Annotated in this window: 20 protein-coding genes and 2 tRNA genes; 17 read left to right on the top strand and 5 right to left on the bottom strand. The window is 42.1% G+C overall.

Translation table 11 applies throughout. The features are described from left to right. Positions 1–77: transfer RNA gene (locus HMPREF0091_RS04130), tRNA-Arg, on the bottom strand. Between the two features lie 184 nt (positions 78–261). On the opposite strand from HMPREF0091_RS04130, the gene HMPREF0091_RS04125 reads away from it, so the two are divergent. The 14 genes from HMPREF0091_RS04125 to HMPREF0091_RS04060 all read left to right on the top strand — a co-directional run bounded on the left by HMPREF0091_RS04125 (position 262) and on the right by HMPREF0091_RS04060 (position 15,682). Next, on the top strand, positions 262–2,706 hold the full coding sequence (locus HMPREF0091_RS04125) for an HAD-IC family P-type ATPase (protein ID WP_006303019.1): 2,445 nt from the start codon (positions 262–264) through the stop codon (positions 2,704–2,706). Positions 2,707–2,857: 151 nt separating this feature from the next. Next, positions 2,858–3,880 (top strand): zinc ribbon domain-containing protein, encoded by a 1,023-nt coding sequence (locus HMPREF0091_RS04120; RefSeq protein ID WP_010242247.1) that lies wholly within the window; start codon positions 2,858–2,860, stop codon positions 3,878–3,880. A 149-nt stretch (positions 3,881–4,029) separates the two neighbouring features. Next, positions 4,030–4,563: a peptidylprolyl isomerase gene (locus HMPREF0091_RS04115; RefSeq protein WP_006303017.1), complete on the top strand. Its 534-nt coding sequence runs from the start codon at positions 4,030–4,032 to the stop codon at positions 4,561–4,563. A 26-nt stretch (positions 4,564–4,589) separates the two neighbouring features. Beyond that, positions 4,590–5,909, top strand: coding sequence for a tetratricopeptide repeat protein (locus tag HMPREF0091_RS04110; RefSeq protein ID WP_006303016.1), 1,320 nt, complete (start codon positions 4,590–4,592; stop codon positions 5,907–5,909). A 38-nt stretch (positions 5,910–5,947) separates the two neighbouring features. Next, positions 5,948–6,991 (top strand): rod shape-determining protein, encoded by a 1,044-nt coding sequence (mreB, locus tag HMPREF0091_RS04105; protein ID WP_006303014.1) that lies wholly within the window; start codon positions 5,948–5,950, stop codon positions 6,989–6,991. Between the two features lie 21 nt (positions 6,992–7,012). Then, a complete protein-coding gene (gene mreC, locus HMPREF0091_RS04100; protein WP_232236059.1) occupies positions 7,013–8,032 on the top strand; it encodes a rod shape-determining protein MreC in 1,020 nt (339 codons plus the stop codon). Position 8,033: 1 nt separating this feature from the next. Beyond that, the gene (gene mreD / locus HMPREF0091_RS04095; protein ID WP_006303008.1) at positions 8,034–8,591 is read left to right on the top strand and encodes a rod shape-determining protein MreD; all 558 of its coding nucleotides are present in this window, start codon (positions 8,034–8,036) and stop codon (positions 8,589–8,591) included. A gap of 9 nt (positions 8,592–8,600) precedes the next feature. Beyond that, entirely contained in the window at positions 8,601–10,634 is a 2,034-nt protein-coding gene (gene mrdA / locus HMPREF0091_RS04090; RefSeq protein ID WP_006303007.1) for a penicillin-binding protein 2, read from the top strand. 8 nt (positions 10,635–10,642) lie between these two features. Beyond that, complete coding sequence (locus HMPREF0091_RS04085) at positions 10,643–11,929, top strand: FtsW/RodA/SpoVE family cell cycle protein (RefSeq protein WP_010242241.1); 1,287 nt, start codon at positions 10,643–10,645, stop codon at positions 11,927–11,929. 75 nt (positions 11,930–12,004) lie between these two features. Beyond that, complete coding sequence (locus HMPREF0091_RS04080) at positions 12,005–13,330, top strand: hypothetical protein (RefSeq protein ID WP_006303005.1); 1,326 nt, start codon at positions 12,005–12,007, stop codon at positions 13,328–13,330. Between the two features lie 227 nt (positions 13,331–13,557). Next, entirely contained in the window at positions 13,558–13,908 is a 351-nt protein-coding gene (rplU, locus tag HMPREF0091_RS04075) for a 50S ribosomal protein L21 (protein WP_006303003.1), read from the top strand. 51 nt (positions 13,909–13,959) lie between these two features. Then, positions 13,960–14,208 (top strand): 50S ribosomal protein L27, encoded by a 249-nt coding sequence (gene rpmA / locus HMPREF0091_RS04070; RefSeq protein ID WP_006303002.1) that lies wholly within the window; start codon positions 13,960–13,962, stop codon positions 14,206–14,208. A 145-nt stretch (positions 14,209–14,353) separates the two neighbouring features. Next, complete coding sequence (gene trpS / locus HMPREF0091_RS04065; protein WP_006303001.1) at positions 14,354–15,403, top strand: tryptophan--tRNA ligase; 1,050 nt, start codon at positions 14,354–14,356, stop codon at positions 15,401–15,403. 204 nt (positions 15,404–15,607) lie between these two features. Beyond that, positions 15,608–15,682, top strand: a tRNA-Val gene (locus HMPREF0091_RS04060). A gap of 118 nt (positions 15,683–15,800) precedes the next feature. On the opposite strand, the gene HMPREF0091_RS04055 is transcribed toward HMPREF0091_RS04060, so the two are convergent. From HMPREF0091_RS04055 to HMPREF0091_RS04045, 3 genes are all read right to left on the bottom strand, one after another. Continuing rightward, positions 15,801–17,090, bottom strand: a complete 1,290-nt coding sequence (locus HMPREF0091_RS04055) for a lysylphosphatidylglycerol synthase transmembrane domain-containing protein (RefSeq protein ID WP_010242235.1) — start codon at positions 17,088–17,090, stop codon at positions 15,801–15,803. 83 nt (positions 17,091–17,173) lie between these two features. Continuing rightward, the gene (gene mnmA, locus HMPREF0091_RS04050) at positions 17,174–18,406 is read right to left on the bottom strand and encodes a tRNA 2-thiouridine(34) synthase MnmA (protein ID WP_010242232.1); all 1,233 of its coding nucleotides are present in this window, start codon (positions 18,404–18,406) and stop codon (positions 17,174–17,176) included. A gap of 83 nt (positions 18,407–18,489) precedes the next feature. Continuing rightward, positions 18,490–19,707, bottom strand: a complete 1,218-nt coding sequence (locus HMPREF0091_RS04045; protein ID WP_006302998.1) for a cysteine desulfurase family protein — start codon at positions 19,705–19,707, stop codon at positions 18,490–18,492. 323 nt (positions 19,708–20,030) lie between these two features. Here HMPREF0091_RS04045 and HMPREF0091_RS04040 point away from each other — a divergent pair, with 323 nt between their 5' ends. The 3 genes from HMPREF0091_RS04040 to HMPREF0091_RS04030 all read left to right on the top strand — a co-directional run bounded on the left by HMPREF0091_RS04040 (position 20,031) and on the right by HMPREF0091_RS04030 (position 21,784). After that, a complete protein-coding gene (locus tag HMPREF0091_RS04040) occupies positions 20,031–20,594 on the top strand; it encodes a TetR/AcrR family transcriptional regulator (RefSeq protein WP_010242229.1) in 564 nt (187 codons plus the stop codon). Between the two features lie 84 nt (positions 20,595–20,678). Continuing rightward, entirely contained in the window at positions 20,679–21,356 is a 678-nt protein-coding gene (locus HMPREF0091_RS04035) for a hypothetical protein (protein ID WP_006302996.1), read from the top strand. Then, on the top strand, positions 21,353–21,784 hold the full coding sequence (locus HMPREF0091_RS04030) for a DUF2871 domain-containing protein (RefSeq protein ID WP_006302995.1): 432 nt from the start codon (positions 21,353–21,355) through the stop codon (positions 21,782–21,784). The genes HMPREF0091_RS04035 and HMPREF0091_RS04030 overlap by 4 nt, the downstream gene beginning before the upstream one ends. 363 nt (positions 21,785–22,147) lie before the next feature. On the opposite strand, the gene HMPREF0091_RS04025 is transcribed toward HMPREF0091_RS04030, so the two are convergent. Next, complete coding sequence (locus tag HMPREF0091_RS04025; protein WP_162028402.1) at positions 22,148–25,072, bottom strand: SpaA isopeptide-forming pilin-related protein; 2,925 nt, start codon at positions 25,070–25,072, stop codon at positions 22,148–22,150. Between the last annotated feature and the right edge of the window lie 132 nt (positions 25,073–25,204).

Below are 25,204 nucleotides of genomic sequence, written 5' to 3'. Positions count from 1 at the left end.
TGGTGACTCCAGCGGGGTTCGAACCCGCGACCTTTCGCTCCGGAGGCGAACGCTCTAATCCACTGAGCTATGGAGCCGCGTTGTCGTACATAGACGTATTTGCATGACACTATGGTACCTGATTATACGTACTTTGTTAGTAATTTATTTATTTTTCTTAAATGTCACGATATTAGTGCAAACTAATGTGCAAAGTTATGAAACGTTATCAAGTTGTTTTTGTATTCAAATTGTTTTTGTATAGGTGTATAAGGAGCGTGCATGAGTGTTAAATCTTCATCTACGATAGCTGATGAAACACCCAATCCAGGGCTTAGTGCAGCCGAGGTTGCACAAAGAGTATCTCAAGGTTTAAGTAACGTTAACGCTGATGTCAAAACGCTTTCAATTCCTCAGATTTTTGCAAAACACGCATTGACGCTTTTCAATGTGGTCAATTTGTTTCTTGCATTTTTAGTGCTTACAACCTATGAATTTAGAAACATTCTTTTTATGGTTATCGTGGCGCTCAACTTAGGGATAGGCGTGTTTCAAGAGATCCGCGCCAAACTTTTAGTTGATAAACTTTCTATTCTTACTACCAAACTCGTGCGCGTCCGCCGCGAAGGCCGTGTGTTAGAAGTTGGTATTCAAGATATCGTTCGCGATGATTTAGTGCTTTTGTCGCGCGGCGATCAAGTTCCTGCCGATGGAGTGGTTGTCGAGGGCTATGCATCTATGGACGAAAGCCTGCTGACAGGAGAGAGCAACCCCATTGAGAAAAAGCCAGGGAGCACCATCCTTTCTGGTTCGTTTGTCGACTCGGGAAGCATTGTTTTACGTCTTACTAAGGTTGGACTTTCCTCATATGCTGCACGTATAAATTCCGAGGCAAAATATCTTAAACCCGTTCGCTCCGAAATACTTGATACCGTGCGTATGATCATTCGCTTTTCAACCTGTATTCTGATTCCTTTAGGAATTTGTTTGTTTGTGCGCATTTACTTTTTTAGTGGTAGGTCCTACGACGACGCAATTTTACAGTCTGTTGCAGCTACGGTAGGTATGATTCCGCAAGGTTTGGTTTTGCTCACCTCAACCATTTTTGCCATTGCAACTACCAAGTTGGCGCGCAAACAGGTTTTAGTCCAGCAAAGCTATTGTGTAGAAACCCTTGCGCGAACAGATGTTGTTTGTTTGGATAAGACTGGTACGATTACCACGGGTTCTATGGAGTTAGCGCATATGTGTGACGCTAGCGGAAATGATTCTAGCTCTGCTTGCGCCGATCTTACGCAAGCTTTGGCAACTATTGTATATGCTGGTAAAGATTCCTCTAACGAAACAGCTCGCGCGCTCATGCATGCAATTTCTCAGCAAAACGTTAAACCTTCTAAAATTTCGCGCGTTATTGCATTTTCTTCACGTACTAAATTTTCTGGTTGTGTAACTGCAGCAGGTGAAGCTCTTGTTATGGGGGCTGCTCAATTTGTTCTACGCGATGAATATCCCAAATATCAGCATGTGCTTAATACGTTTGCGCCTACACATCGCGTATTGGTCGTTGGTCGTGCTCCAGGTTTTGATAAACAAGGAGCACTCATGGGAACTGGTGCGGATATTGTTGTATTTGGTTTTGTAACAATTCGCGAAGAAATTCGCCCAAGTGCAGCTGAAACCATTGCGTATTTTGCACGCGAAGGTGTGGATGTGCGCGTTATCTCTGGTGATGATCCTAAAACTGTTTCTCATATTGCAGGTGAGGTTGGTGTAGCTGGTGCTCAAGAGTATGTTGATTGCACGAGTCTTTCGCGCGATGAGGATTTTTTGGCTGCTGCTGCTAAGTATCATATCTTTGGCCGCGTAACGCCTGCGGCAAAGCGCAAACTTGTACGCGCCCTGCAAACGCTTGGACATTGCGTAACTATGACTGGTGACGGCGTAAACGATGTACTAGCTCTTAAAGAAGCAGACTGTTCGGTGGCAATGTCTTCGGGCTCGGCTGCGGCACGTAATGTTTCTGAGCTTGTCTTAGCTGATAATGATTTTTCGCATTTGCCTGATGTTGTGTCTGAAGGTAGGCGTTCTATCAACAATTTGCAACGTTCTGCTGCACTCTTTTTAACTAAAACTGTGTATTCTGCTTTGTTAGCACTGGTTTGTTTGCTTATTCCACCGTATCCGTTTATCCCCATTCAAATGTCATTGATTAACGTGGCAGCTATTGGTGTTCCTTCATTTTTACTGGCACTTGAGGTAAACCACGAACGCGTTCGTGGTTCGTTTGTGGTCAATGTTTTTGAGAGAAGTTTGCCCGCCTCAGCTGCAATTGTTGGTGAACTTATGGTGACCATGATTTTATGTCGCGTGTTTGAGATACCTCAAGAAACCATGTCTACGCTGTGTATGATAGAGATGGCATTGGTTGGCATTGCGCTTATTTATAAAATATCGTTGCCACTTAATAAGCTTCGTATTGCTGTTCTTGTATTGTGTATAGCACTTGTCTTTGTAGGTTGCACGTGCTTGCATGACTTTTTGCGAATTGGTGTTTTGGGCATGTCCGAACTTGGTTTATGTGCTCTTTTATCGGCAGGCGGGCTTGTACTTTTTCATGCATTGTATAAAGCAACGGTTGAACATAAAGCACTTGATGGGTTTTTTACCCTTGTAAAGCGCGCAACTTCGACAAGAACATTTGACGCGCTTAAGCGTGGTTCAAAATAAGCGCCCATGTCTACAAAGTTTTGCCTTTGCAAGCGTATCATCTAAGAATGAAATCACCGTAGGATTTGTTTTGTTTTCTTCTTGTTTTACGCGTTAGCTAAGTAGGGTAGTATGAATATACAAAGATTGATCAAGGAAAGAAAGGTATGCTGTGATTTGTCCTAATTGCGGAGCACATATTGCCTCATCTGCGTTGCGGTGTCCTTCATGTCGTGCCGATGTGGATTGCACGCGTACACTTCCAAAACAATCAATGTCGTATTGCGCCCGTTGTGGCAGTAGAGTTCCAACGGGTTTGCGCGCCTGTCCGTATTGCAATTGTCCTGTTGTGAGTGATGTGTTTACTTCAAAGGTAGATGTGCACGCACCTCGTACGCACGTTACAGACCGCGCCCTTGATATCGAGCAAGAATTATCCGAGGCCGATCTTACCACAACTATTCCTCGTATTGGAAGCGCGATACCTTCTTTTCCAGGTGGTAATGGTTTTGATGACGTACGTGATCACCTGCCGCGTTTACGTATTCTTATGGTATCTTTGGGCTTTGCAGTGCTTTTTGTAAGTGGGTTGGTGCTATATATTACTCACCCTTGGAATCCAAATGCATTTGATACAAAAGCAAAAGTAGCAGCAGATACGGCTCATGCAGGATTTCCAGGAACAAAAGAAGAACTTCAAGGCCAAGATAGAAGTAGTGTTGCTCAAGAAGACGTTACCCAATCTGCCGACGATGCCACCTACGATAAGTTAAAGGATGCGTACGAATCGTTAGGTAAACTTTCTACAGCTGTTGAAGATAATGAAAAGCAATTTCGCGATAGCTACGCCTCGGCTTCAAGAGAAGATCTCAAAAAAGGACAAGATACCGCTCGCGATATTTCGCTTAAAATAAGCAATGTGATTAAGCAACTTAATGCTGTTAATGTGGAAAGCGGTACGTATCAAAAAGATAGAAGTCAACTCATCACGCTTTCAAATTGGCTGCGCAACCACATGGATAAGCTTACAAAAGGATGGAGTACGGCACTTAGGTATTGTGGAAAACCGTCTTGTAAACAGCGCGTGAATTCGGTATTTCCCACATCAGATGATGCGTCATCAAGTTCTTTTAAAGCAATGTTTGACCAACATTATCAAGATTATAAGCCCACCTATCGCGAGCCTGCAAAATAATTCATCTGCCGAATATGTGAATAGCTCAACAACTTGATAATATTTAAGGCTATAATAAATAGACAATAAACTTTTATGTATGGCATCTCGTAACGCTTGTCATCTATTGGTGCCTTGTCTTAAGAGTTTGAGGAAAGAATGAGGATTATATGACTACTTACACTCCAACGTATCAACTTCAAGGAGACGAACTCGCAGTTTTTACTACCAGTAAAGGTGAGATTTGTGTAAAGCTCGATTGCGAAGGTGCTCCTATTCACGCAGCAAATTTCTGTGAATTGGCAACAAAAGGATTTTACGACAATCTTAAATTTCATCGCTTTGTTCCAGGTTTTGTTATTCAAGGAGGCTGTCCTTTCACAAGAAATATGACTTCCGAAGAAGTAGCTCAAGGTGCGATGGGGAAAGACGGTATGCCTGGTACAGGCGGTCCTGGTTATTGTATTAAAGAAGAATTTTCAACCAACCCTCATAATTCTCATGTCGATTGCGCTCTTGCTATGGCACGCGCTCAAGATCCAAATTCTGCAGGCTCACAGTTTTATTTTTGTTTGGGCGCGCAACATATGCTTGATTCAGGATATACTGTTTTTGGAACAACTATAGAAGGCAAGGATGTAATTCCTACTCTTCGTCAAGGTGATGTAATAGAACACATCACCATTAAGCATAAACAAGCTTAATGTGAGAGGTGAGGTGAGGAGATATCGTGAATTATCAGGCATTCGAACAAGCAAAACAAGCTTATAAACAAGGTAATTTTTCTGCAGCTGTTAATTTTTTACGTCTCGCTAAAACCGCTGGCGAGCCTTGTGGCGTTGTAGATCATTTACTTGGTAATTCGTATATGAAGCAAGGACTCTTTGACGCAGCCGCTCAAAGCTATGCACTTGCTTTAACCGATGCGTCCTATGGTCATGTTGGATCGCTTGCGTGCAATCGCGGTCGTGCATTACTTGCGCAAAATAAACCTTCAGAAGCCGTTGCTGTACTCAATATGGCTTTAAAAGACGACAGCTATAAAACTCCCTATAAAATTTATCTTGCACTTGGTAATGCATATACGCAGCTTAACAATCCACGTGATGCAGGCGTTGCATATCGAAATGCTGCTATTGACGAGAATAACCCGCAACCTGCAGTTGCTCTTAAGCATCTTGGTCATTGTTTTATGCTTTTAACGCGCTATGTTGACGCAATCGAAGCGTATCGCACGGCATTAGACTTTTCGTCTCCTGCAAACGACCAAAATGCGGTGTATTCAGATTTGGGACTTGCTTACGTTGCAGCCAATCGTATGAATGAAGCGGTAGACGCTTTTGCAAAAGCAACTGCCGATGGCTCGTTTAAGTTGTCTTCGGATGCCCAAGCTGCATTTGAAGGCGCGCAAAAGGCTGTTGCTGCAATAACGGGTTCCAAACCTTCGCAAACCGATGCCATGTTGGCTCAAGCAGGTTATGGAAATGTGAATATCGATCCTTTAGATCCTACGGGTAAATCTGGAACCTTTATGCCATCTCCTGAAGACACAGGCTTTTTCTCGCTTTCCGAGGCCGAGCTTGTAGAGAAAGATAAAAAAGAGCAAAAGGCAAAGAAGAAACACAAACATACGTTCCTTAAGTTTATAGTAACTTTGTTGGTGCTAGTTCTTATTCTTGGCGGCGTTGGAGCATTTGCCTTTTATAAAGGCTATGGTTGGCCTACTCAAGAAATGGTTACCGAGCAGCTTTTTGCATCTAAAAGTCAAGGTTCGCTTAACACCGATCTTATTGCATCATCACTTACCACTAAGCAACGAGATGACTTATCCAACTTGCTTCCCGATAGTACATCGGCTGTAACGGTGTCGGGAATAGATCGCAATATGAATGAGTCTTTAGTATATGCAACTGCTTCCCTTTCAAAAGGCGGCAAACAAGATTATAAAATTTCGTTTGTTCGCGAAGGGCTTCAGTGGAAGGTGTATGGTGTAGAAGCTGTTTTTGCCTCTAAAACTTCGCCTGCACAAGCTCAAAAGACATCTCATTAAGTGATGTATACGTTAATGTTTGTTCGTTAGGAAATACTATGTCTTTGCTCGATTCATTATTTGGACAATACGAAGGCGATTTAGCTATCGATTTGGGTACTGCAAATACGTTGGTTGCAGTGCGTGGACAAGGCATTGTGCTTAACGAGCCATCGGTAGTGGCTATTGATAAAAGTGAAGATCGCGTTTTAGCTGTTGGCGCAGATGCAAAGCGTATGATTGGTAGAACTCCAGGCTCAATTGCTGCAGAGCGTCCTTTAAAAGACGGTGTTATTGCAGATTTTGACGTTACAGAAGTGATGTTGCGTTACTTTATAGAAAAGGCTCGTGGTACTAAAAGATATCCTTGGAGTCCTCGTCCTAGCGTTGTTGTGTGCGTGCCATCTGGTGTTACGTCTGTTGAAAAACGTGCGGTGTTTGAGGCAACTATTTCTGCTGGTGCTCGTCAGGCTTACCTTATCGAAGAGCCTATGGCCGCGGCTATTGGAGCCGATTTACCTATTGAAGACCCTACGGGATCTATGGTGGTAGATATTGGCGGTGGTACTACCGAAGTGGCAGTCATTGCTATGGGTGGTATTGTTGTCTCGCAATCCATTCGTACTGCAGGCGATGAGTTTGACCAAACTATTCTCGAGCATGTTCGTGATGCCTATAATCTCTCTATTGGTGAGCGTACAGCCGAAGATATTAAAATTAAAGTTGGCTCGGCAGCTCCTCTTGCCGAAGAGCTTGATGTAGAAGTCAACGGACGCGACGTCATGAGCGGCCTTCCTAAAACAGTTCGTATCGAAAGCGAAGAGATTCGTCGCGCACTTGATAAACCGTTGGATGAGGTTACCAAAACTGTTAAAGATGCGCTTGACTTAACGCCTCCAGATTTGGCAAGTGACCTTATGTATTATGGTGTCTTACTTACCGGTGGTGGTGGTTTATTGCGCGGTTTAGATCAGCGTCTGCGCGATGAAACAGGTGTTCCGGTAAATGTAAGTCCTACTTCTTTGGAAAATGTTGTTAATGGTTGCGCTAAAGTTTTGGAAGCAAATGCACTCTCGGGTGGTTTTGTTCAAAGCTCAAGTTAATTGGAGTGTTAAGTAATGCCTATGCACAAAAGGCGTTCAAAAATTGGTCTTAATAAACAATCGCAGTCATTGAACTTGCGTGTGCTTGTATTTTGTCTTGCAAGCTCACTTACCTTATTTGGATTCAGCTTTAGAGAACAAGGCGTAGGTCCTTTTTCTATTGCACGTAGTGTTGTAGGTACCATTTGCATTCCTATTCACTATGCAGGCGCTCTTGCAACATTTCCTATTAGAGCTGCAGCAACTGCATTTGGTAATGCTGGTGCAACTCACGAGACTCTTTCTTCGCTTAAGCAAGAAAACGCTCAGCTTTTAGCTCGTGTCAGCGAACTTGAAGAAGCAAAGAAAACAACGGATAGGCTCCAAGATCTTCTTGCGCTTAAAAGCACCTATAATTTGCAATCATGTGCCGCTCGCATTATTTCGGGTTCACACAGTTCATGGGAAGATTGCGTAACCATTGATAAAGGAACTACTTCAGGCTTATCGGTTGGCATGCCGGTTATGGATTCTAATGGTGCAATTGGGCAAATTGTACAATGCAGCGCTACTTCATCGGTTGTTCGCTTACTGAGCGACGAAAAATCAAGTATCCCAGCTATGATTCAGTCGAGCAGAGCTCAAGGTGTAGTTCAAGGTTCTGTTGATGGAACTATTCGTTTAACTCTTATCAACTCCAACTTAAAGGCAGATGTGGGCGATATTGTCCTTACCAGTGGTTTGGGTGGCATTTTCCCTAAGGGCGTTCCACTTGGAAAAATTACCACCGTCGATAAGGTACCTGGATCACTCTATTACAATATTCATATAGCCAAGCTTTCTCCAACCGAAAATCTTGAAGAAGTGCTGGTTGTAACATCTCTTACCGAGGAACAAAAAGCAACTGATAAAGATATTTCTGACGCTGACGCTCAAGATAGTGTTGCTAATCAGGATTTCACCTCTGTTAAATCTAACGACAGTTCGTCTTCTGCGTCGTCTTCTCCTACCAAAGATTCGAGCGCGTCTGGCACTTCAACATCTTCGAGTAAGGGGGAATAATTTGCTTACAAACTCCTCGTCACAAAAGAAAAACCGTATCCTTCCTTTTGCATGCATTTGCTTTATTCTTCAGGTTGCACTTGCGCCTGATATAGTTTTGGCTTCAGGCCAGATAAATTTTGCGCTTATCTTTACGGTTATATGCGCGCTCTCAAAACGAGATAACACAACTATTGTGTACGCTTTTATTGCCGGCCTGCTCTTTGACCTTTTAAGCACAGGTCCTGTTGGTATTATGGCTTGTTTGCTTAGTATAGTAGCCTATCTTGTGGTTGATAAAATACATGTTAATTTATTTGAAGATATAGCAACGTCATCGATAATTTTTAGTGTTCTTGCACTTATGGTCTGTTTGCTTCATTTTCTTATTATGTTTGTATGTGGTTCGGTCACATCTTTTATACCATCTCTCATTTATCGTGTTCTACCAGTGTTTATATTAACCTCGTGTGCTTTTATTCCATTGGCGTTTTTATATCGAAGGCTAACAGGTGCAATATCAATGCACTCACGAAATGCATCGATGCGTCCTACGCGCAGTCACAAACTTCATCTCTAGGGTGCCAAAATGAATTTTGTTGTTATTTTAATTGTTTTGCTCACTGTTTTAATTTGTGCACTTATGGCTGTTTTCCTACTTAAGGTTAAGTCTTCCCGTCGTTTTACGCTTGATATTGGAGGTGGTACGCCTCGTGCCTCTGGTGGAAGCGAAAATTCACCTTCATCCCATTTCAAATCCCGAATTAACGCTACAGGTATTTTTGCCGGTACTGTTATCGGTGCGCTTTTTATGCGTCTATGGAATATGCAGGTTATCTTATCGTCTTCATATACCGAACAAGCAGAAAAAAATCGTACACGTTCTATCTCAACTCATGCTGCACGTGGTCGAATTTTAGACAGAAATGGTGCGGTTTTAGTGGGAAATCGTCCAAGTTTGGTAGTACTTGCCGAACAAAGTGTGCTTGAGGATGAGGCAGAATTGCACATTCTTGCAGCACTTATAGGTATCCCAAAGGCGGTACTGCGCCTAAAAATAGAGGATTCCTCACAAGGTCTTCAACGTGGCCGTGTTATTGCGGTTGATGTTTCTCGTCGTGTGGTTTCTTTTATCAATGCGCATCCATCGCTTTTTGATGGCGTTTCGATCGAAGCTCGTAGTCAGCGCTCTTACCCCTTGGGCAGCCTTGCGGGTCAAGTTTTGGGTTATACCGGCGTTATTACTTCCGAACAGCTTAAAGCTTCGCAAGATAATCAAGATGAAGGAAAGATTACGTATGAACCTGGTGATGTGGTTGGCCAATCGGGAATCGAAGCGTCGTATGAGAACGTTTTACAAGGTATCAAAGGCGAGCAAGTTGTCTTTGTGGACGCAGATGGCAATATTGTTAATCATAGCAGCAGCGTTGAAGCCCAAAGTGGTTCAGACGTGGTACTTACCCTTGATGCTGATATACAAAAAGCGGCTGAAGATTCACTTTCGTCCACTATAAAACGTTTACAAGAGCATGGAAAACCCGATTGCTTTGGTGGATGCGCAATTGCTATGGATGTAACCAACGGTGAAATTATTGCTATGGCATCTGCTCCTTCATTTTCGCCTAATGTGTTTGTTGGCGGCATTTCAAGTGACGACTGGGACATGCTTTCATCTAAATCAAGCCATAACCCGTTGTTAAACCGAGGTATAGGCGGCCAATATCCGTCTGCATCCACTATTAAGCCGCTTTCCGCGCTTGCTGCTCTTAACGAAGGAATAGCTACTCCGCAATCAAGTTATATGTGTACGGGTTATTGGACAGGCTTTGGTGCTGCGTTTGGGCAATATTGTTGGCTGCATACAGGGCATGGTCCCATGACGCTTCAAACAGGTATTACTCATTCGTGTGACGTTGTTTTTTATGAGGTAGGTAAGGGATTTTTTTATTCATCTAATAAAGATGGTCTACAACAGATGTTTAAAAAGTGGGGGTTAGGTTCAAAATCTCAAATTGATTTACCTGGCGAGCTTCAGGGCCGTATTCCTGATGAAGCGTGGAAACGTGAATATTTTGCTTCGTATCCCGATGACGCTAAGGCATGGCAAGGTGGAGATAACACCAATTTGGCCATTGGTCAAGGCGACTTATTGGTTACGCCTCTTCAAATGTTATGCGTATATGCAGGTATTGCAAATCGAGGATCCATACCTCAGCCGCATCTCATGAAGTCAATTAAATCGACCTCAAATTCTGGCTCTATTATTGACTATAAATGTTCTACACGTATTTCCGTGGACGAAAAAGACGAATATATGGATTTGATACAAAGAGGCCTCTATGGTGTAATTTACGAAGAGTCTCAAGCACAGGCGTCGCATTTTACTAATATGAAAGAAAAAGTTGCAGGAAAAACTGGTACCGCTGAAACTTCACACGAAACACCAACTGGTTGGTTTATAGCGTATGCACCTTACGATAAACCTCGTTATGTTGTAGCAAGTGTGCTAGAAAATAGCGGATTTGGTAGCGATGGAGCGATGTATGTTGTTCGTGATATATTAGGTGCACTCTATCATGAACCAGATACTTCAACTATGGTCGATACAACAGGCGCGTATTAAGGATGAGCATGAAAAAAAGTTTGAATACAAAACAATTGTATAAGTTTGCTCATGCACATAAAAGAAATGCATTTTCAGGAGCACATGCAACCAAGCGGTCATCTCTAACTTCAAATGGTTTTAGATCATCTATAGCGGTTGCGTTAGCGCGACTTGCAGGATTTAAGTCTACGTATGGACGATTTAATGGACCTTTATATCTTATGCAACTACTTCCTGCACTTTTGATCGTTGCTTTTGGCGCGCTTATTATTTATACTGCATCGCTTAGCATCCCAAAGGCTTCCTTTGTACGACATGTTGGTGGAATTGTATTTGGACTTGTTCTAGCAGCTGCTTTGTGGAAATACGACTATCGTGCATTTTCTCGTATGAACTCGTCACTTTTAGTATTAGTAGTTATCCTCATTTTGCTACCACTTATACCAGGATTAGGCGTTCAAGCAAAAGGTTTAACGGGTTGGGTAAAGTTGCCGCTTTTGGGTTTGCGTTTTCAACCGTCCGAGCCTGCTAAAATCGTTGTTATTTTGCTTATGGCATCACTAGGTAGTGCGTACAACGGAAAAATAGATTCCCTCAAAGACTACCTTAAACTCTGCGCAATTTTGTGCGTACCGTTTATTTTGATCTTGCTCCAACCCGACCTTGGTACTGGTCTTATTGTTATGGTTGTTGGTGCTGCCATTATTATTTGCTCTGGCGCAAAAAAAACCTGGGTATTGAGCACAATTGCTCTTATCGTTTTATTAGCAGCGGTTGTTATTTTTTGCTCGATGACCGAAGGCTTGCCCCATATTCTCAAACAGTATCAGATGAATAGGTTGATTGTTTTTGTTGATCCAACGGTTGACCCAGGTGGTTTTGGTTACAACCTTCAGCAGGCTAAAATTGCTGTTGGATCAGGAGGCATTTGGGGTAAAGGTATTGGCGGTGCTTCTCAGGCAGGAAGTGGATTTTTGCCCGAGGCACATACCGACTTTGTTTTTGCCCTGCTTGCCGAAGAGTTTGGCTTTGTGGGTTCTTGTATTTTGTTGGCGCTTTTTGGCCTTATGATTTTTTCAACATTGCTGCTTGCGCAAAAAATTGAACTTCCCTTTGGTAAACTTGTGCTTGTTGGGTGCGCTACGATGTGGGCGTTTCAGTTATTACAAAATGTTGGCATGTGTATTGGTATTATGCCCATTACAGGTATTCCGCTCCCATTTGTAAGTTTTGGTTCTTCTTCTATGGTGGCGCAGTTATTAAGCGTGGGTCTTGTCCAATCGGTTTGGCATCATCGACCTAAAGCTGCATAAAAGCGTACAAGGCCTCAAGCGTTGTATATGCAAGATAGAGAAAAGTGTTGCGTGTTCTAAGAGGATGGCTGTGATATGAATAACATAAATTTTTCTTCTGGGGATACACCTTATCTTACGGATACAAAACGGCTTGTTTTTGCTTTATATAATTTGCAGCCAGCACCTTTGTTTAACCTTGTGCAATCTTATCTTGCACCTCAAACTTGCGATGTAGAGATCGTGCAGCTTTTGGATGGTGACCATCTACCAAATGATTGCGATGCTTTATTGCTTATAGGCGACGAGGAAAAATCCTCTTGCACCCATCCCAACGATCGCAGCACCGGTCAAAGCTCTTCTTTGTGCGCCCATCACCTTTTAGATCTTATCCAAGAAGCCGATGCTACTTTAGTTCCTATCGTAAGTATTGCTGAAATCTGTCCGCCTTCTGCAATATCAAATATTTTACAAGGTGGGGCTCCTTGCGAAACGCAAGTTGTTTCATATCTTGTACAAACGTCCAATGCGTGCAGAGCTACGCTTTCAGATTATTTTGCGCGTTATCACGCTTCATACCAGGCTCAACTAGTTCGTGCATATCCATGGTTTAAGCAGGCTTTAGCACACGAAATTGTGTATCGTCATCGGCGTAAAATCACCGATATTGCATCTACTCATTCGTTGTTGTATCCTTTTTTACCAAAGATTTTGCGCTTAGGTGATATGCCGCGTATGATTGCTGAAGAGTTTAAGCTCTTGCATGAGCTTTCACGTTTGTATCCAAAACCTACACAGACTCATGATGCTTCTTACATACATTCACAGGCTGTAGTGGGGGATTGCTCAAATTCTAGTACAGGTGAATCTTTGCGGTCTGTACCTTCAGATTACAATGTTGCGGCCACAGGAGTCCACGCTGATGCTGCTTCCAATCATAAGGTCTACAACGCTGCAGCACTTATCTGCTTAGGCTTTATAAGTCGAAGTCTTGCACGCACTCTTACGAGGCGCCTTTCCTTGCTTTCGCCTGTCATCAAACCTTGCATTGCATATGGCACAGTTACCCTTATGGGGCATGGATATGTCCTTTTACATAGTTCAGATTTTGTTAAACGTGTTGTTGACGTACTACAACATAATCACCGTACGGCATTGCACAGCACGGGAGCACAAGAAACAATTCATACAGGTAAATCCCTATCCTCACACCACAACGACGAGGTCCATGGTAGATATGCTTTAGACAATCGTCTACAAAATTTGCAAGTTGATAGTGCGTCCGCGCCTATAAGTTGCGCATCTTCTGTGTATCCGATAATTTTTAGTTCACATATGCACAAAACAGAAGATAATAATGTGTGGTCTTCTGATAGGCATCATCAAGATAAAGAACACCATATCGAGATCAAAAGCTCTTAGATTGGCTTGCTCGTTTTTTTATACTCTATTTGGGAGAGTATTGTTTTTTTATTTTGTGATTATTATGAAGACAACCATACGTTTGGTAAAAAATGTGCATTCAACTGCACGTTCTTATCTTGCCATGCGGCTGTATAAAAAGTCTTCTTTCCCTTTATTGACTTTACCGCAGGTTTTAGAGTAAGATTGGGAGCTGTTGCACAGATACTGTAATGAAGGGTTAGCACATGTACGCAATCGTTACCACTGGTGGCAAGCAGTATAAGGTTGCCAAGGGCGACATTATTAGTGTTGAGAAGCTCGACGCGCAACCTGGCGACAAGGTTAAGCTTGACGTTCTTATGCTCAATGATGGTAAAAAAACCATTTGTGATGCCGCTACGTTATCAAAGAAAAAAGTTACCTGTGAGGTACTTGAGCAATACAAAGACAAAAAGGTCATTGTGTTTAAACTCAAGAAACGTAAACGTTATCACCGCACAAAGGGACATCGTCAAAACCTTACTAAGCTTGTTGTGTCAAGCTTACCAACTACTCGTTCTGCCGCTGCTAAAAAGGCAGACAGTACCGAAGCTTAAGGCTTATGGGTTGCAAGATTAAGTTGATTGAACGTATAAGGTAGGTTAGTTATGGCACATAAAAAAGGTTTGGGTTCATCCCGTAATGGTCGTGATTCCAACGCACAGCGCCTTGGTACCAAGGTTTTTGGTGGCCAAGACATTAAGGCTGGTCAGATTATTGTTCGTCAACGTGGTACTCACATTACTCCTGGTGAGAATGTTGGTCGCGGTAAAGACGATACATTGTTTGCATTGGCAGACGGTAAAGTTGAGTTTGTAAAAGGTGCAAAGCATTTTGTACACGTTCGTACTGCATAGTTTTGTAATCTACAAACGAGATTTTATATAATGATCTAACATAAACCCGTCTGATTGAGGCGGGTTATTTTGTATCTGTTTGAAGATGCCACGCGCGTGTTCTGTAAGCATAAGCTATGGTCAGGTAAAGTTGTGAGGTGTTAAGATGCCCAACGAAAAAAGTTATGAGAAAGCATTAGAAACAAGTAATGCAATTCAGCAAGATCTTGCTGTTCATCCGCAATCATATACCATGCTTACTGGCGATAGACCAACAGGAAGGCTTCATCTGGGGCATTACTTTGGAACGCTTAAAGAGCGTGTTCGTCTGCAAAATATGGGGATTAGCACCAATATTGTAATTGCTGATTATCAAGTTATTACCGATCGCGACACCACCGAGCACATTGCTGATAATGTGTATAACATGGTTATTGATTATCTTGCCTGTGGTATCGATCCAGATAAAACTATGATTTTTACGCACTCGGCTATTCCTGCTGAAAATCAGTTAATGCTTCCGTTCTTGTCGCTTCTTACCGAAGCCGAAATGGAGCGCAATCCTACCGTTAAAGCCGAACAAGAAGCCTCTGGTCATGCACTTACGGGCTTGCTGCTTACCTATCCCGTTCATCAGGCCTGCGATATCCTATTTTGCAAGGGAAATATTGTTCCGGTTGGTCGCGATCAGCTTCCACATATTGAAGCTACCAATAAAATTGCTCATCGCTTTAACGCGCGCTATGGCAACGTTTTCCCCGAGGTAAATGGCTTACTTACGTCTATGCCGCTGCTTCCGGGCTTAGATGGACGCAAGATGAGTAAATCTTACGGTAATGCCATTTCTTTGTGTATGGATGAGCAGCAAACTGCAAAACTTATTAAGAAATCAAAGACCGACTCCGAGCGTATGATTACCTTTGATCCTGAGGCTCGCCCAGGTGTTTCGGCGCTACTTACCACGGCAGGTATTTGCCTTAATCGTGATCCACAAGAAATTGCTGAAGAGATTGGTAATGCAGGTTCAGGAGCGCTTAAATCTTTAGTTATTGATGCTGTTAATTCCTACTTTGAACCAATTCGCGCAAAGCGTCGTGAGCTTGAGCAGGATATGTCTTACATTAAAGATGTTTTACATCAGGGTAATGCACGCGCTTGTGCCAAAGCAGAACAGACGCTTGCGGAAGTTCGTGAGGCAATGGGTATGGTTTACTAAGGTAGAAGTAAGGTCAAAGGGTTTGTGTCCGCACAAACCTTTAAGGCGTACTCACCCTGGTTTGTATGTTTCTTTTGAAAATAGACACATAAGGCGCGTCTTTACTTGCATGTGGGCGCGTTTTCATTTATAGTAGCTTACGCACTGTTGTTAGGGGTTGTGTTACGTACATATGTTTACCCTAAGATGTGCTTTGTTTGATGTGGGCGTTTAGCTCAGGGGGAGAGCGCTTCCCTGACACGGAAGAGGTCAGAAGTTCAAATCTTCTAACGCCCACCATTTCCTTTTAATCCATGTGTAAGGTAATAATTTAAGGTATATATTTTGTTTACGCCTCCTAGAGGTGTAATGGCTGTTTATAGAGCTTATCGGTGTAATACCTTATAGACTATTGATGCTATAATCTTGATTTCTTTTTTGATTGAGATTTTGTTTTGCTGTGTATAGCAATTCTTACTCCATCGCTGTGAGGCGATGTATATTCTTTAATGCCTCTTTGTGCCAGACGTTTAACTCGTTTTTCTAGGTGAGTCCATCGTGCATGTATGGTTGCTTGGTGTGTGGAGCGCAACCCCAGTAATGGAACAGCTGCAAGAACAGGTAAGAAATACTCAACCATACGCCAAACTACATAACCTGCAGCGGTATTTACTCCAAACATCGGCATGAATAAAAATGCAAAACCACCTTCGGCACCAAGTGTACCACCTGGTAGCGGAACAGCGGAGGTGAGCAATTCAAGCATGCTACCGCAGGCAAGGCACGTAAGAAGATCTGCGGGTAAGCCAAATGCTTTGAGAACAAACCACGGCAGGGCGTATAAACAACCCAGCTGAAAGAGCGTTATAAGAAGTGTGAGGAGCATCTCTGGAATATTCTTTGCAGCAGATTTAAAACCGTGGGAAAATTCTGTGATCTGTGCTTCAAAAGTTGCTGACCATGCTTGGCTTGTTTTTCTAAAATACCCTATATGAGATAGCATCTTAAGTGCAAATTTGCCAACTCTTGCGATGCTTTGCGGCCAAAGACAAATGGCAAGTAGGCCAAATACCTGCAAAATTTTAAAGAGGAAAAGTGCTGCACCTACGTAAAATACGTCACCATAGGTTTCAAAGAAATAATGACCTCTAAACAGCATCATAAGGGCTGCAAATATACCTTCGCCTGCTTCGTAAATAATAAAACGTGTATATTCAAGAGCTCCTGCTTGCGCAATTGAGAGTCCTGCGCGCGTCAGTCTAAAAATTTGAGAGGGAGGACCTCCTGCGCCATTAGGTGTTAAGTTGTAGAAAAATATACCCGACGCTTCTACGCTCATAAGATCACGTATTCCAACGGGACAATGCGGATCTTTTATAACTGCTATAATATACGCACTTACACCTAAAATGTAGTAAACTACGTAGCAGAGCATGGCATATATAACCCAATCGGTGTTAACGCCTTGAAGTGCTTCAATAAATTCGTCTAGCTGACCTGAAAACACTAAATAAAGAAGATATGCTACTCCAACAGCGCATAAAAATAGTAAGCTCTTACGAACAAGAGACATACTTTGCTGTTCTGCTTGTTCTTGGTTCTCGCTTACACTTGATGATGCCGATACACGTATCGAAACGTTTTTTGGTGCACGATTTTTTACATCACGAGTTGTTTTGCTTTGACGAGCTACGTGGGGCTGCTGCAAGATTACCTCCTTTCGTGTGTTTTCATATTGCATAGACCTTGGAGCTGTATGCTCAATAGGCTTATATTTTACCGCATGTTCTTTTAACACCACGAAAGATGCAGGGGTTGCTTTTGAATTATGCCGCCACCTACACAAATTTTTCCTTGATAGATAACAGCACTTTGTCCTGCAGCAATTTTTGGCACAGCACTTTCAAAATGTAGCTCTATTTTATGATCATGTATTAGTTTTACGTGCACATCTTGAAGCTTTCCGGTATGACGAAGACGGACTTGATATAAGGCGTGTTCGTCGATTGATTCATTAAGAAGATATACATCGTCTAATACCATGGTTTGGCACCATAAATCAGGACATTTGGTATTGGCAGTAACATATACACGATTTCTTTCGGTATCGGTACCAACAACATAGCGTGCAGGACCTCCACCTAAATTTAAGCCTTTGCGCTGGCCAATGGTGTACAGAAATGCTCCGTCATGATGACCTAAAACATTACCAGTTTCCCATTCAATAATGTCACCTGCACGTTTGGAGAGTGTATCAAGTAAAAAGGTGCGAATACCTACCTCACCAATAAAACAAATGCCGTCCGAGTCTGGTTTTGATTCTATACCTAAGCCGCGTGTAGCACACATCTGGCGAACAATTTCTTTAGACGCAATTGATCCGATAGGGAAGATAGTTTTTTCAAGCAAAGAAGGATTTACGCGCCAAAGAAAATACGTCTGATCTTTATGTTCGTCTGCTGCTCGTAACAAATGCACGTGGCTGTGTCTATCGGTATAGACGCGCGCATAATGTCCCGTTGCAATAAAATCTGCTCCGTGCTCAAAGGCGCGCGTTGCAAAGGTACCAAACTTTACCGTTTGATTGCACATCACATCAGGGTTTGGTGTAAATCCGTGCTGATATGCATTTATGAGGTAGTCAACAACTGTTTCTTTGTACTCTTTTTCGCAATCCCACACTTCTAGGGTAAGACCTAATTTAACGGCAAGTCGCTCTGCGTCCGCTAGATCATCTGCCCATGTGCACTTAAAACCTGGTAAATCACGCGACCAGTTGCGCATGTAGATCGCTTTAACGTCATATCCCCATTCTTGGAGCAAGGCAGCAGATAATGCCGAATCTACGCCACCGCTCATACCAAGATATACACGCGCTCCAAAAGGAGCGTATGAAGGGCGTGCAGGCATTTCTTGAGCCGAGGTAATTACGGTATTGAGCAGTGTATCTAAATCTGCTTCAGGTTTTAGCGGGGAAGGCGTATTAAGGGGCGTGCCTGTCTCGTGTGGTGTATTTGTTGTCATAAGTTCATCCGTTCTAGGCGTTTGATGTAAATGTTGCTTGTAACATATATGTTTAAACATATGCGTTGAAAACTGCTCGTGCTTTACGCATTGGTATGAAGTGATGTGACAGATTCATTATTCATTCTCTCGCATATGATTTTGTCAGTAAGGTTAAGGCGCTGCATCTCAGAGTTAACTGCCTTTTCTATACTAGAAATTGCATAGGTTATTTCTTCTTGAGTTGTGTGCTTGCCGAGGGTAATTCGCAAGGATCCCTGTGCTATGTATTCTGGTATTCCAAGTGCTTTGAGTACGTGGGAAATTTTCATCTTACTAGCTGCACATGCAGAGCCTGTTGCAACGTAGACACCCATATTTTCCAATATAATGATAAGGCGTCGTGCTTCAAGATAGGGAAATGATATGTGTAACAGTCCGGGTAAGCGATGTCGATCGTTGCGTGGACCCGAAATTACCGCGCATTTGAATAAACGAGTTAATTGTTTTTGCATAAAATTTCTATTGCGCTTAAGTTCTTGAAGTCCTGAACTTGTTCGATATTGTTGAGCGAGCTCTAAAGCTTTGGCAAATGCTATGGTACCTGCAACATTTTCGGTGCCCGAACGCATGCCGCCTTCTTGTCCGCCACCTAAAATCTGTGGTTTGAGCGCAACATTTGGCGATACGTACAACAGCCCAACCTGTTTTGGTCCATAAATTTTAGCCGCCGATAAGGTCATAAGGTCTACGCCTAATGAGGACACATTAACCGAGCAGGTAAGAGCTGCTTGAGATGCATCCGCGTGAAAAAACAAAGGGGTTGTTTCATGATGAACAAGCCTGCGGTAACGTTCTTGTTCGATAACTTTAGCAAGCTCTCGTAGTGGCTGTATTACCCCGATTTCGCCATTTGCATATTCTATAGAAACCAGTTGTGTCTGTGGCGTAAGAGCTTGTTGGAGGTTCTCAGGTGTAATAAAACCCTCTTTTGTGGGGCGCAGCAGCGTATGCTCGCGTTGATTAACACATGCTAAGATACTATCGTGCTCAAGCGAATCAGAGATCACGGGGCCAGTTACACATGCTAAAGCAAGATTATTTGCCTCTGTTGCGCCTGCCGTCATAACTATTGATGCGCTTTTTGTACCAAGTGTTTGTGCAATATGCGTCTTTGCATTATTGAGATCTTGCCGAATTTTTTGCGCTACACAATAAGAAGCAGAAGGGTTGTAAAACTTCTGAGTAAAGTAGGGGAGTTGTGCCTCGTAAACCTCTTTATCCATAGGCGTTGCTGCTGCGTAGTCAAGATAAACTTCCATGGTGTCCTTTTACATGTTGATGTAAGCGTTTTTAAGGTTATGCATATGGCTGATTATGCCTGCTGCACGTTTTTTACATGCTTGTAATTATACATGATGAAAGGGTTTAAGAGCACATATCGGTAGTTGTCACGCATTTTTCAGAGACGTAGCTGTTTTAGGTAGTGTTCGACTTACGTGTGTAATTAACCACCGTTTTTATTACGTTGACCTTATTTTTAGTTATCGTAATCACAGGTCTCGGAAATAGGATTGACAACGAGCTGCAGTGGTCTTACAATTCTAGCTATGCAAACTGAACAATGTTCAGTAGGGAGGTGAACATGAATACAGCGGTAACTTCAAGAGAAGAGATACTTACTGCTTGTCGTCAACTTGTTGCCACGTCTGGTTTGGCTGCTGTCAATATGCGGAAAGTAGCGCAGCTCTGTCATGTGGCATTAGGCTCGCTGTATTATTATTTCCCTTCTAAAGATGAACTTCTATTGGCAACTGTCGAGAGTGTTTGGGATGATATTTTTAACAGTGAAAAATTAACTCATGCGGCTTTACCTTTTGATCGTTATATTACGAATTTCTTTGAGCATCTTAAGCTGGGAATCCTGAAATACCCCAATTTCTTTACGGTCCATTCGCTTAGTTTTTCTACGCGAGGTCAGGCAAAGGGACAAAAGACGATGCAAAAATATTTGGCAAAGATGAAAACAAATATGCTGCAGGTTTTGCAAAACGATCAGGCAGTACAACCTGACGTATTCAGTGATATCTTTACAGAAGATGAATTTGTTGATTTTATTATTATGCATATGATGTCTCTGATGCTGCAGAAAGATTTTAATTGTACGGTTTTGATCGAGATAATTAGACGAATTATTTATTGCAAATAAGAATTTTCCCGCTTTCCCTTTTGGATAACGGAGAAAATTTTTTTTGCACCAAATTGAACAACGTTCATATTATAAGGAGGAACAATGCAAGCTGTTTTTGAAACGATTTTTGATGCCACGTATTTGGCGGTAGTAATCTGTGCAGGTTTTAAGTTAATTACATCAGCTGGTGATATCAAACAATTTCGTCTGTTTGGGATTATGGCATTGGTTTTGGGTATAGGAGATACTTTTCATTTGGTGCCAAGGATAATTGCCTTGAATACTTTAGGTACAGCAGCTTATCCAGTTGCCTTGGGTATTGGAAAATTGATCACATCACTGACTATGACGTTATTCTATCTTTTGCTTTACTACGTTTGGCGTGAACGGTATCAGATTAAGCAGCAGAAGGGTTTAACGTTTTTGGTTTGGTTCTTGGTAGCGTTGCGAGGATTCTTGGTGCTTTTACCACAAAACGAGTGGCTAAGCTCACAACCTCCTTTAATTTGGGGGATTTATCGAAATATTCCTTTTACTTTGATAGGGCTACTGTTACTTGTCTTGTTTTACCGTTTCGCTTGTCAGCAAAAAGATACAGATTTCCGTTATCTTTGGGTGACGATCGCACTCAGTTTTGCTTTTTATCTGCCGGTAGTTGTTGGTTCTGGGACGTTTCCTGCAATCGGAATTTTGATGGTTCCAAAAACTTGTGCGTATTTGTGGATGGTCCAAATTGCTTATAAAGCTTGGAAAAAGGAGAGAAAGGACGTTTTATTATGAATAGAAAATATTTTAATTTGACTTTGTGTTATGCAGGAGCAGCTGCAGCCAGCGGTGTTTTTTATCGAGAGTTTACCAAATACTGTGATTTTAGTGGTGTGACAAGCTTAGGTAAAGTGCATACGCATCTTTTTATTTTAGGAATGTTTGTATTTTTACTATTAGCTCTATTTACCCGCACGCAGGCGTTGGAGAAAAACAAAACGTTTCGTATTTTTTTGTATGTGTATAATCTTGGCTTGCCCTTATTAGCTTTATCTATGGCTGTGCGAGGCATAATTCAGGTTACGAGATGTACCATTTCACAGCAACTTTCGATGATCTTGACGGGCTTTGCTGGTATATCTCATGTGCTCGTGGGTGCAGGTCTTGTTTTGTTGCTACTGACATTACGAAATGCGTCAGCAGAATCTTTTTCAGAAAAGTAGCATGTACACGGAATTGCTCCATGTCTCGTCAAAAGTCTGGGAGTATTGTAAGTTTAGGTATTCTTTGCAAGAAGAAAACGATGGAGAAAATAATGAGCAGTTTTGTTTGTCTAAAAAACAGCCTCATATGTCTTATTCAAGTTGTTTCTGGCAATATGTCAGAGGCACTCTTTACATAGTATAGTTTGTATGTAGGCTTGGATACATTTCTTCTATCATAAATGGCACACACGCCCCGAACAAGGTCACTGGGAGTAAACATTAACGATCTCATCTATGAGTAGTAACACAAAGACGGTAGTCACAAATCTCGTGACCACCGTCTTATGGTATGCGTACCTATCTAACACGTGTATGGAGTACTCATACGCGCTTTTTATGTTTGCGGTATATACCGTACGAGATAAGTCCTACACCTGCACCAAGTGCTAGAAGCCCAAGTCCAAGTTGCAGCATATCAGAAGTCTTTGCAAGGGGAGCATGCGGCTCGTCAGGTGGTGTAGTAGGTAGCTCATCAGGTGGAGTGACAGGCGGTGTTGGCGGCTCGTCTGGTGTAGTAGGCGGCATTGGGGAATCAGTAAAGCTTACGCTTTGATCAGGCTCGTCTAAGTCTTTTTCACTAAAGATGATGTTTCCATCTTTATCTTTCAGGGTAGCAAACGCTACAACGCTTTTACCATTAAGACCCTTTGCATTGAGGGTATACACAAGCTTTACCCTATCAGCTGCCATACGTGCAGTAAAGGTTTTCTCTACACGTATATCCTTACCCTGTGCGTCTTGTACTACATTTCCTGTATCTTTATCTACTAAGTATCCGCTTACCGTATAGCTTGAACCTACGTTTAGATTCTCAAAGGAAAGCGTATCGGTGAGGGTAGTTTTTTCTTCTGTATAAGCACTATGATTTAAGTTAGTACTTAAAAGTTCACTGATAAAGGATTCAGCTGGCTTATTATTAAGCGTTCCTAGAATCAGGTTATAGTGAGGACGAGTGAGCTGTATATCAAAGCTTATAAGCTTTTTACCTTTGTTTTGAGGTGAACTAAGTTCTTGAATGGTATAGGTATCATAAGGCAGTGCTCCCAGTGTATCGCATACCTTTGCTCCATCTTCAGTGTCTTGTGTGCCGCCAAACCATACACCTGTATCCATCACAAGCTTAGTTGCGTCACATCTACCATCAGCGTTTAATGCACTATCATTTTGATTGGTCATGTATGAGTGCTTTACAAACTCAGATGAGGTGTTAATTTCACCATTTTCATCAGTCATAAGCAGATGTGTTTCACCAGTTGTTTTACTTGTGAGCTTAAAGATAACACCGCTTAGAGGTTTTTGGGTTTGATCATCTCGCTTAATTAAGCGAATATCACCACGGTTTACTTGATCATCTACTGATTCTTTCTCACTTGATAAGTCATACAAAGTTCCATCTTTTCTGATTTTTACAAGACGTTGCCATGTACTATTAAGTTCATATCCTCTAGGAGCTTTGGTTTCTTGTATAAGATACGTTCCATAGGGAAGAAAACGCTTATCAGTTTCAGCACAAGCTGTTTCATCGGTGGTAAGTGTGGTAACAAGCTCGTTAGGAGCTACGAGTTTATCACCTATTTGTACAGGTGCTGCGCTTTTGTTATAAATGCTAAATTCTGCTCCTTCTAGTGTTGCTGAGCCTTGAGGTGAGTGTACGTTTAGCTCCTTATCTATCTTTCCAAGCTTAATACCACCTCTTACAACGCTATCTTTTGCGCATGAGTTAGCGTCTGTTAGACTTACTAGTTCTTTATCGTGGGTAATATCAAACTCAGCTTCAAAACCATCATTTAAGTATGAATCATTAGAGCTTTCCTCATAGATTCTATAGTGTCCATAAGGTAGATCTTGATCAGAGGTTTGTGCTATAAAGTGACCATCTTTATTGGTGGTCGTAATACGAGCACATACTTGTTGAGGTTCACATACACCTAAAGATGTTTTAACAGCTTGAGGGTTTAAGTTTACAACCGCAAAGGTAATACCTTCAAGTGTTGCGTCACCTTGTGTCTTATTACTCATAAGCTCTTGATCTAGCTTTTCTATGCGAATGCCACCGCGTTGTACTTGTTCATTATGCTTAGGAACAACATAGCTGTGTACTTCTTCTTCGCTTGTATTATCAGATGTGATATGCACGGTGTGAACATCGTGAGAATTGAGCAGATAGCCGCTTGGTGCTTTTGTTTCCTCAATGGTAAGTGTGCCGAGGGGAATAATAGGTTTATTATCACTATTAAGATAAAACATATCTTGTGGAACATCTGCTAGATAAATCTCAGGATTAACCAACGCTTTACGAGGTGATGTTACACCGTCCTTATCAGTTTTAAGCACCCAGGTGCGCGCAGGCTCACCTGTTGCACTTTCACGAGGATAGAACTTTAAGGTAAATTCTGCTCCTTCAAGTGTTCCTGCTCCTTCGCCTGTAGGAGTTTGCGTATCTGCGTCTATTTTTTGTACCACCATACGAACAGGGTCATTTTGAGGGGTATCTACTACATTCAGTGTTTGAGTATCACCTGCCAAGACATCTACAGCATGTCCTTGAGTGTCAAGTGCGTAACCTTTTGGTGCGGTTCTTTCCCATACCTTATAGTAGCCAGGCAGAAGCTCATGAGAACACCCATATCCATTTTCATCAGTGGTAATGGTATCTACAACCTGTCCTTGGGTATCATACACATCATATTGCGCACCTTCAAGGGAATACATGGAATTATGGTCGCTACAATCGGGATTTGAACTAGCTTTTTGAATGGCAATCCAGCCTGTCATGTGTGGTGACCATTTTGGATGGCAGCCAGCTGTAGAGGTGTTTTGCCCAATATTACCATGCCCATAACCTGTGTCTACATCTTTTCCATACCCTGCATATTTTGCAGATACCGCCGAATGAACAGTTATCTCATAGGATTTTCCACTTGCATCAGGAACTCCTGTGAATGAGTAAAATCCATCGGCAGAAACAAATCTGTCTGGGTTGATACATTGCGTTTTGATGATTACACCATCGGGCATAGTAACATTAAATTCAGCGAGCGACCAGGGATTATTCTTATAATTTTGCAAGTCAAACTTTTGATAGCATGTACCTGTAATTGTACCGTCTGAATGAAGTTCTACCGTACCGCCACCAGCTAAGTTAATTGGCTTTGCCTGCGAAAATGTTGCAAACAGCAGGCATGCAAAGAAACTTGTTAGAAGTATTGTTTGATATTTTGCTTGTTTAGGGCGCTGTAGATTCATAAAAAACCGAGGTACATATAAAGCTTGGACATGCGTGGCATATCTATTGAGCATAAAATGCAAGGTATGACAAAGTTGTTTGGCATAAACACACCAAATTCTATGGTTACCTATTATTCCTTTTACGGGACG

This window comes from Fannyhessea vaginae DSM 15829, from assembly GCF_000159235.2.
GTDB classification, from domain to species: Bacteria; Actinomycetota; Coriobacteriia; order Coriobacteriales; family Atopobiaceae; genus Fannyhessea; species Fannyhessea vaginae.
Note: the sequence above shows the minus strand (reverse complement) of the source record. Positions and strands in the feature narration are given on the sequence as shown.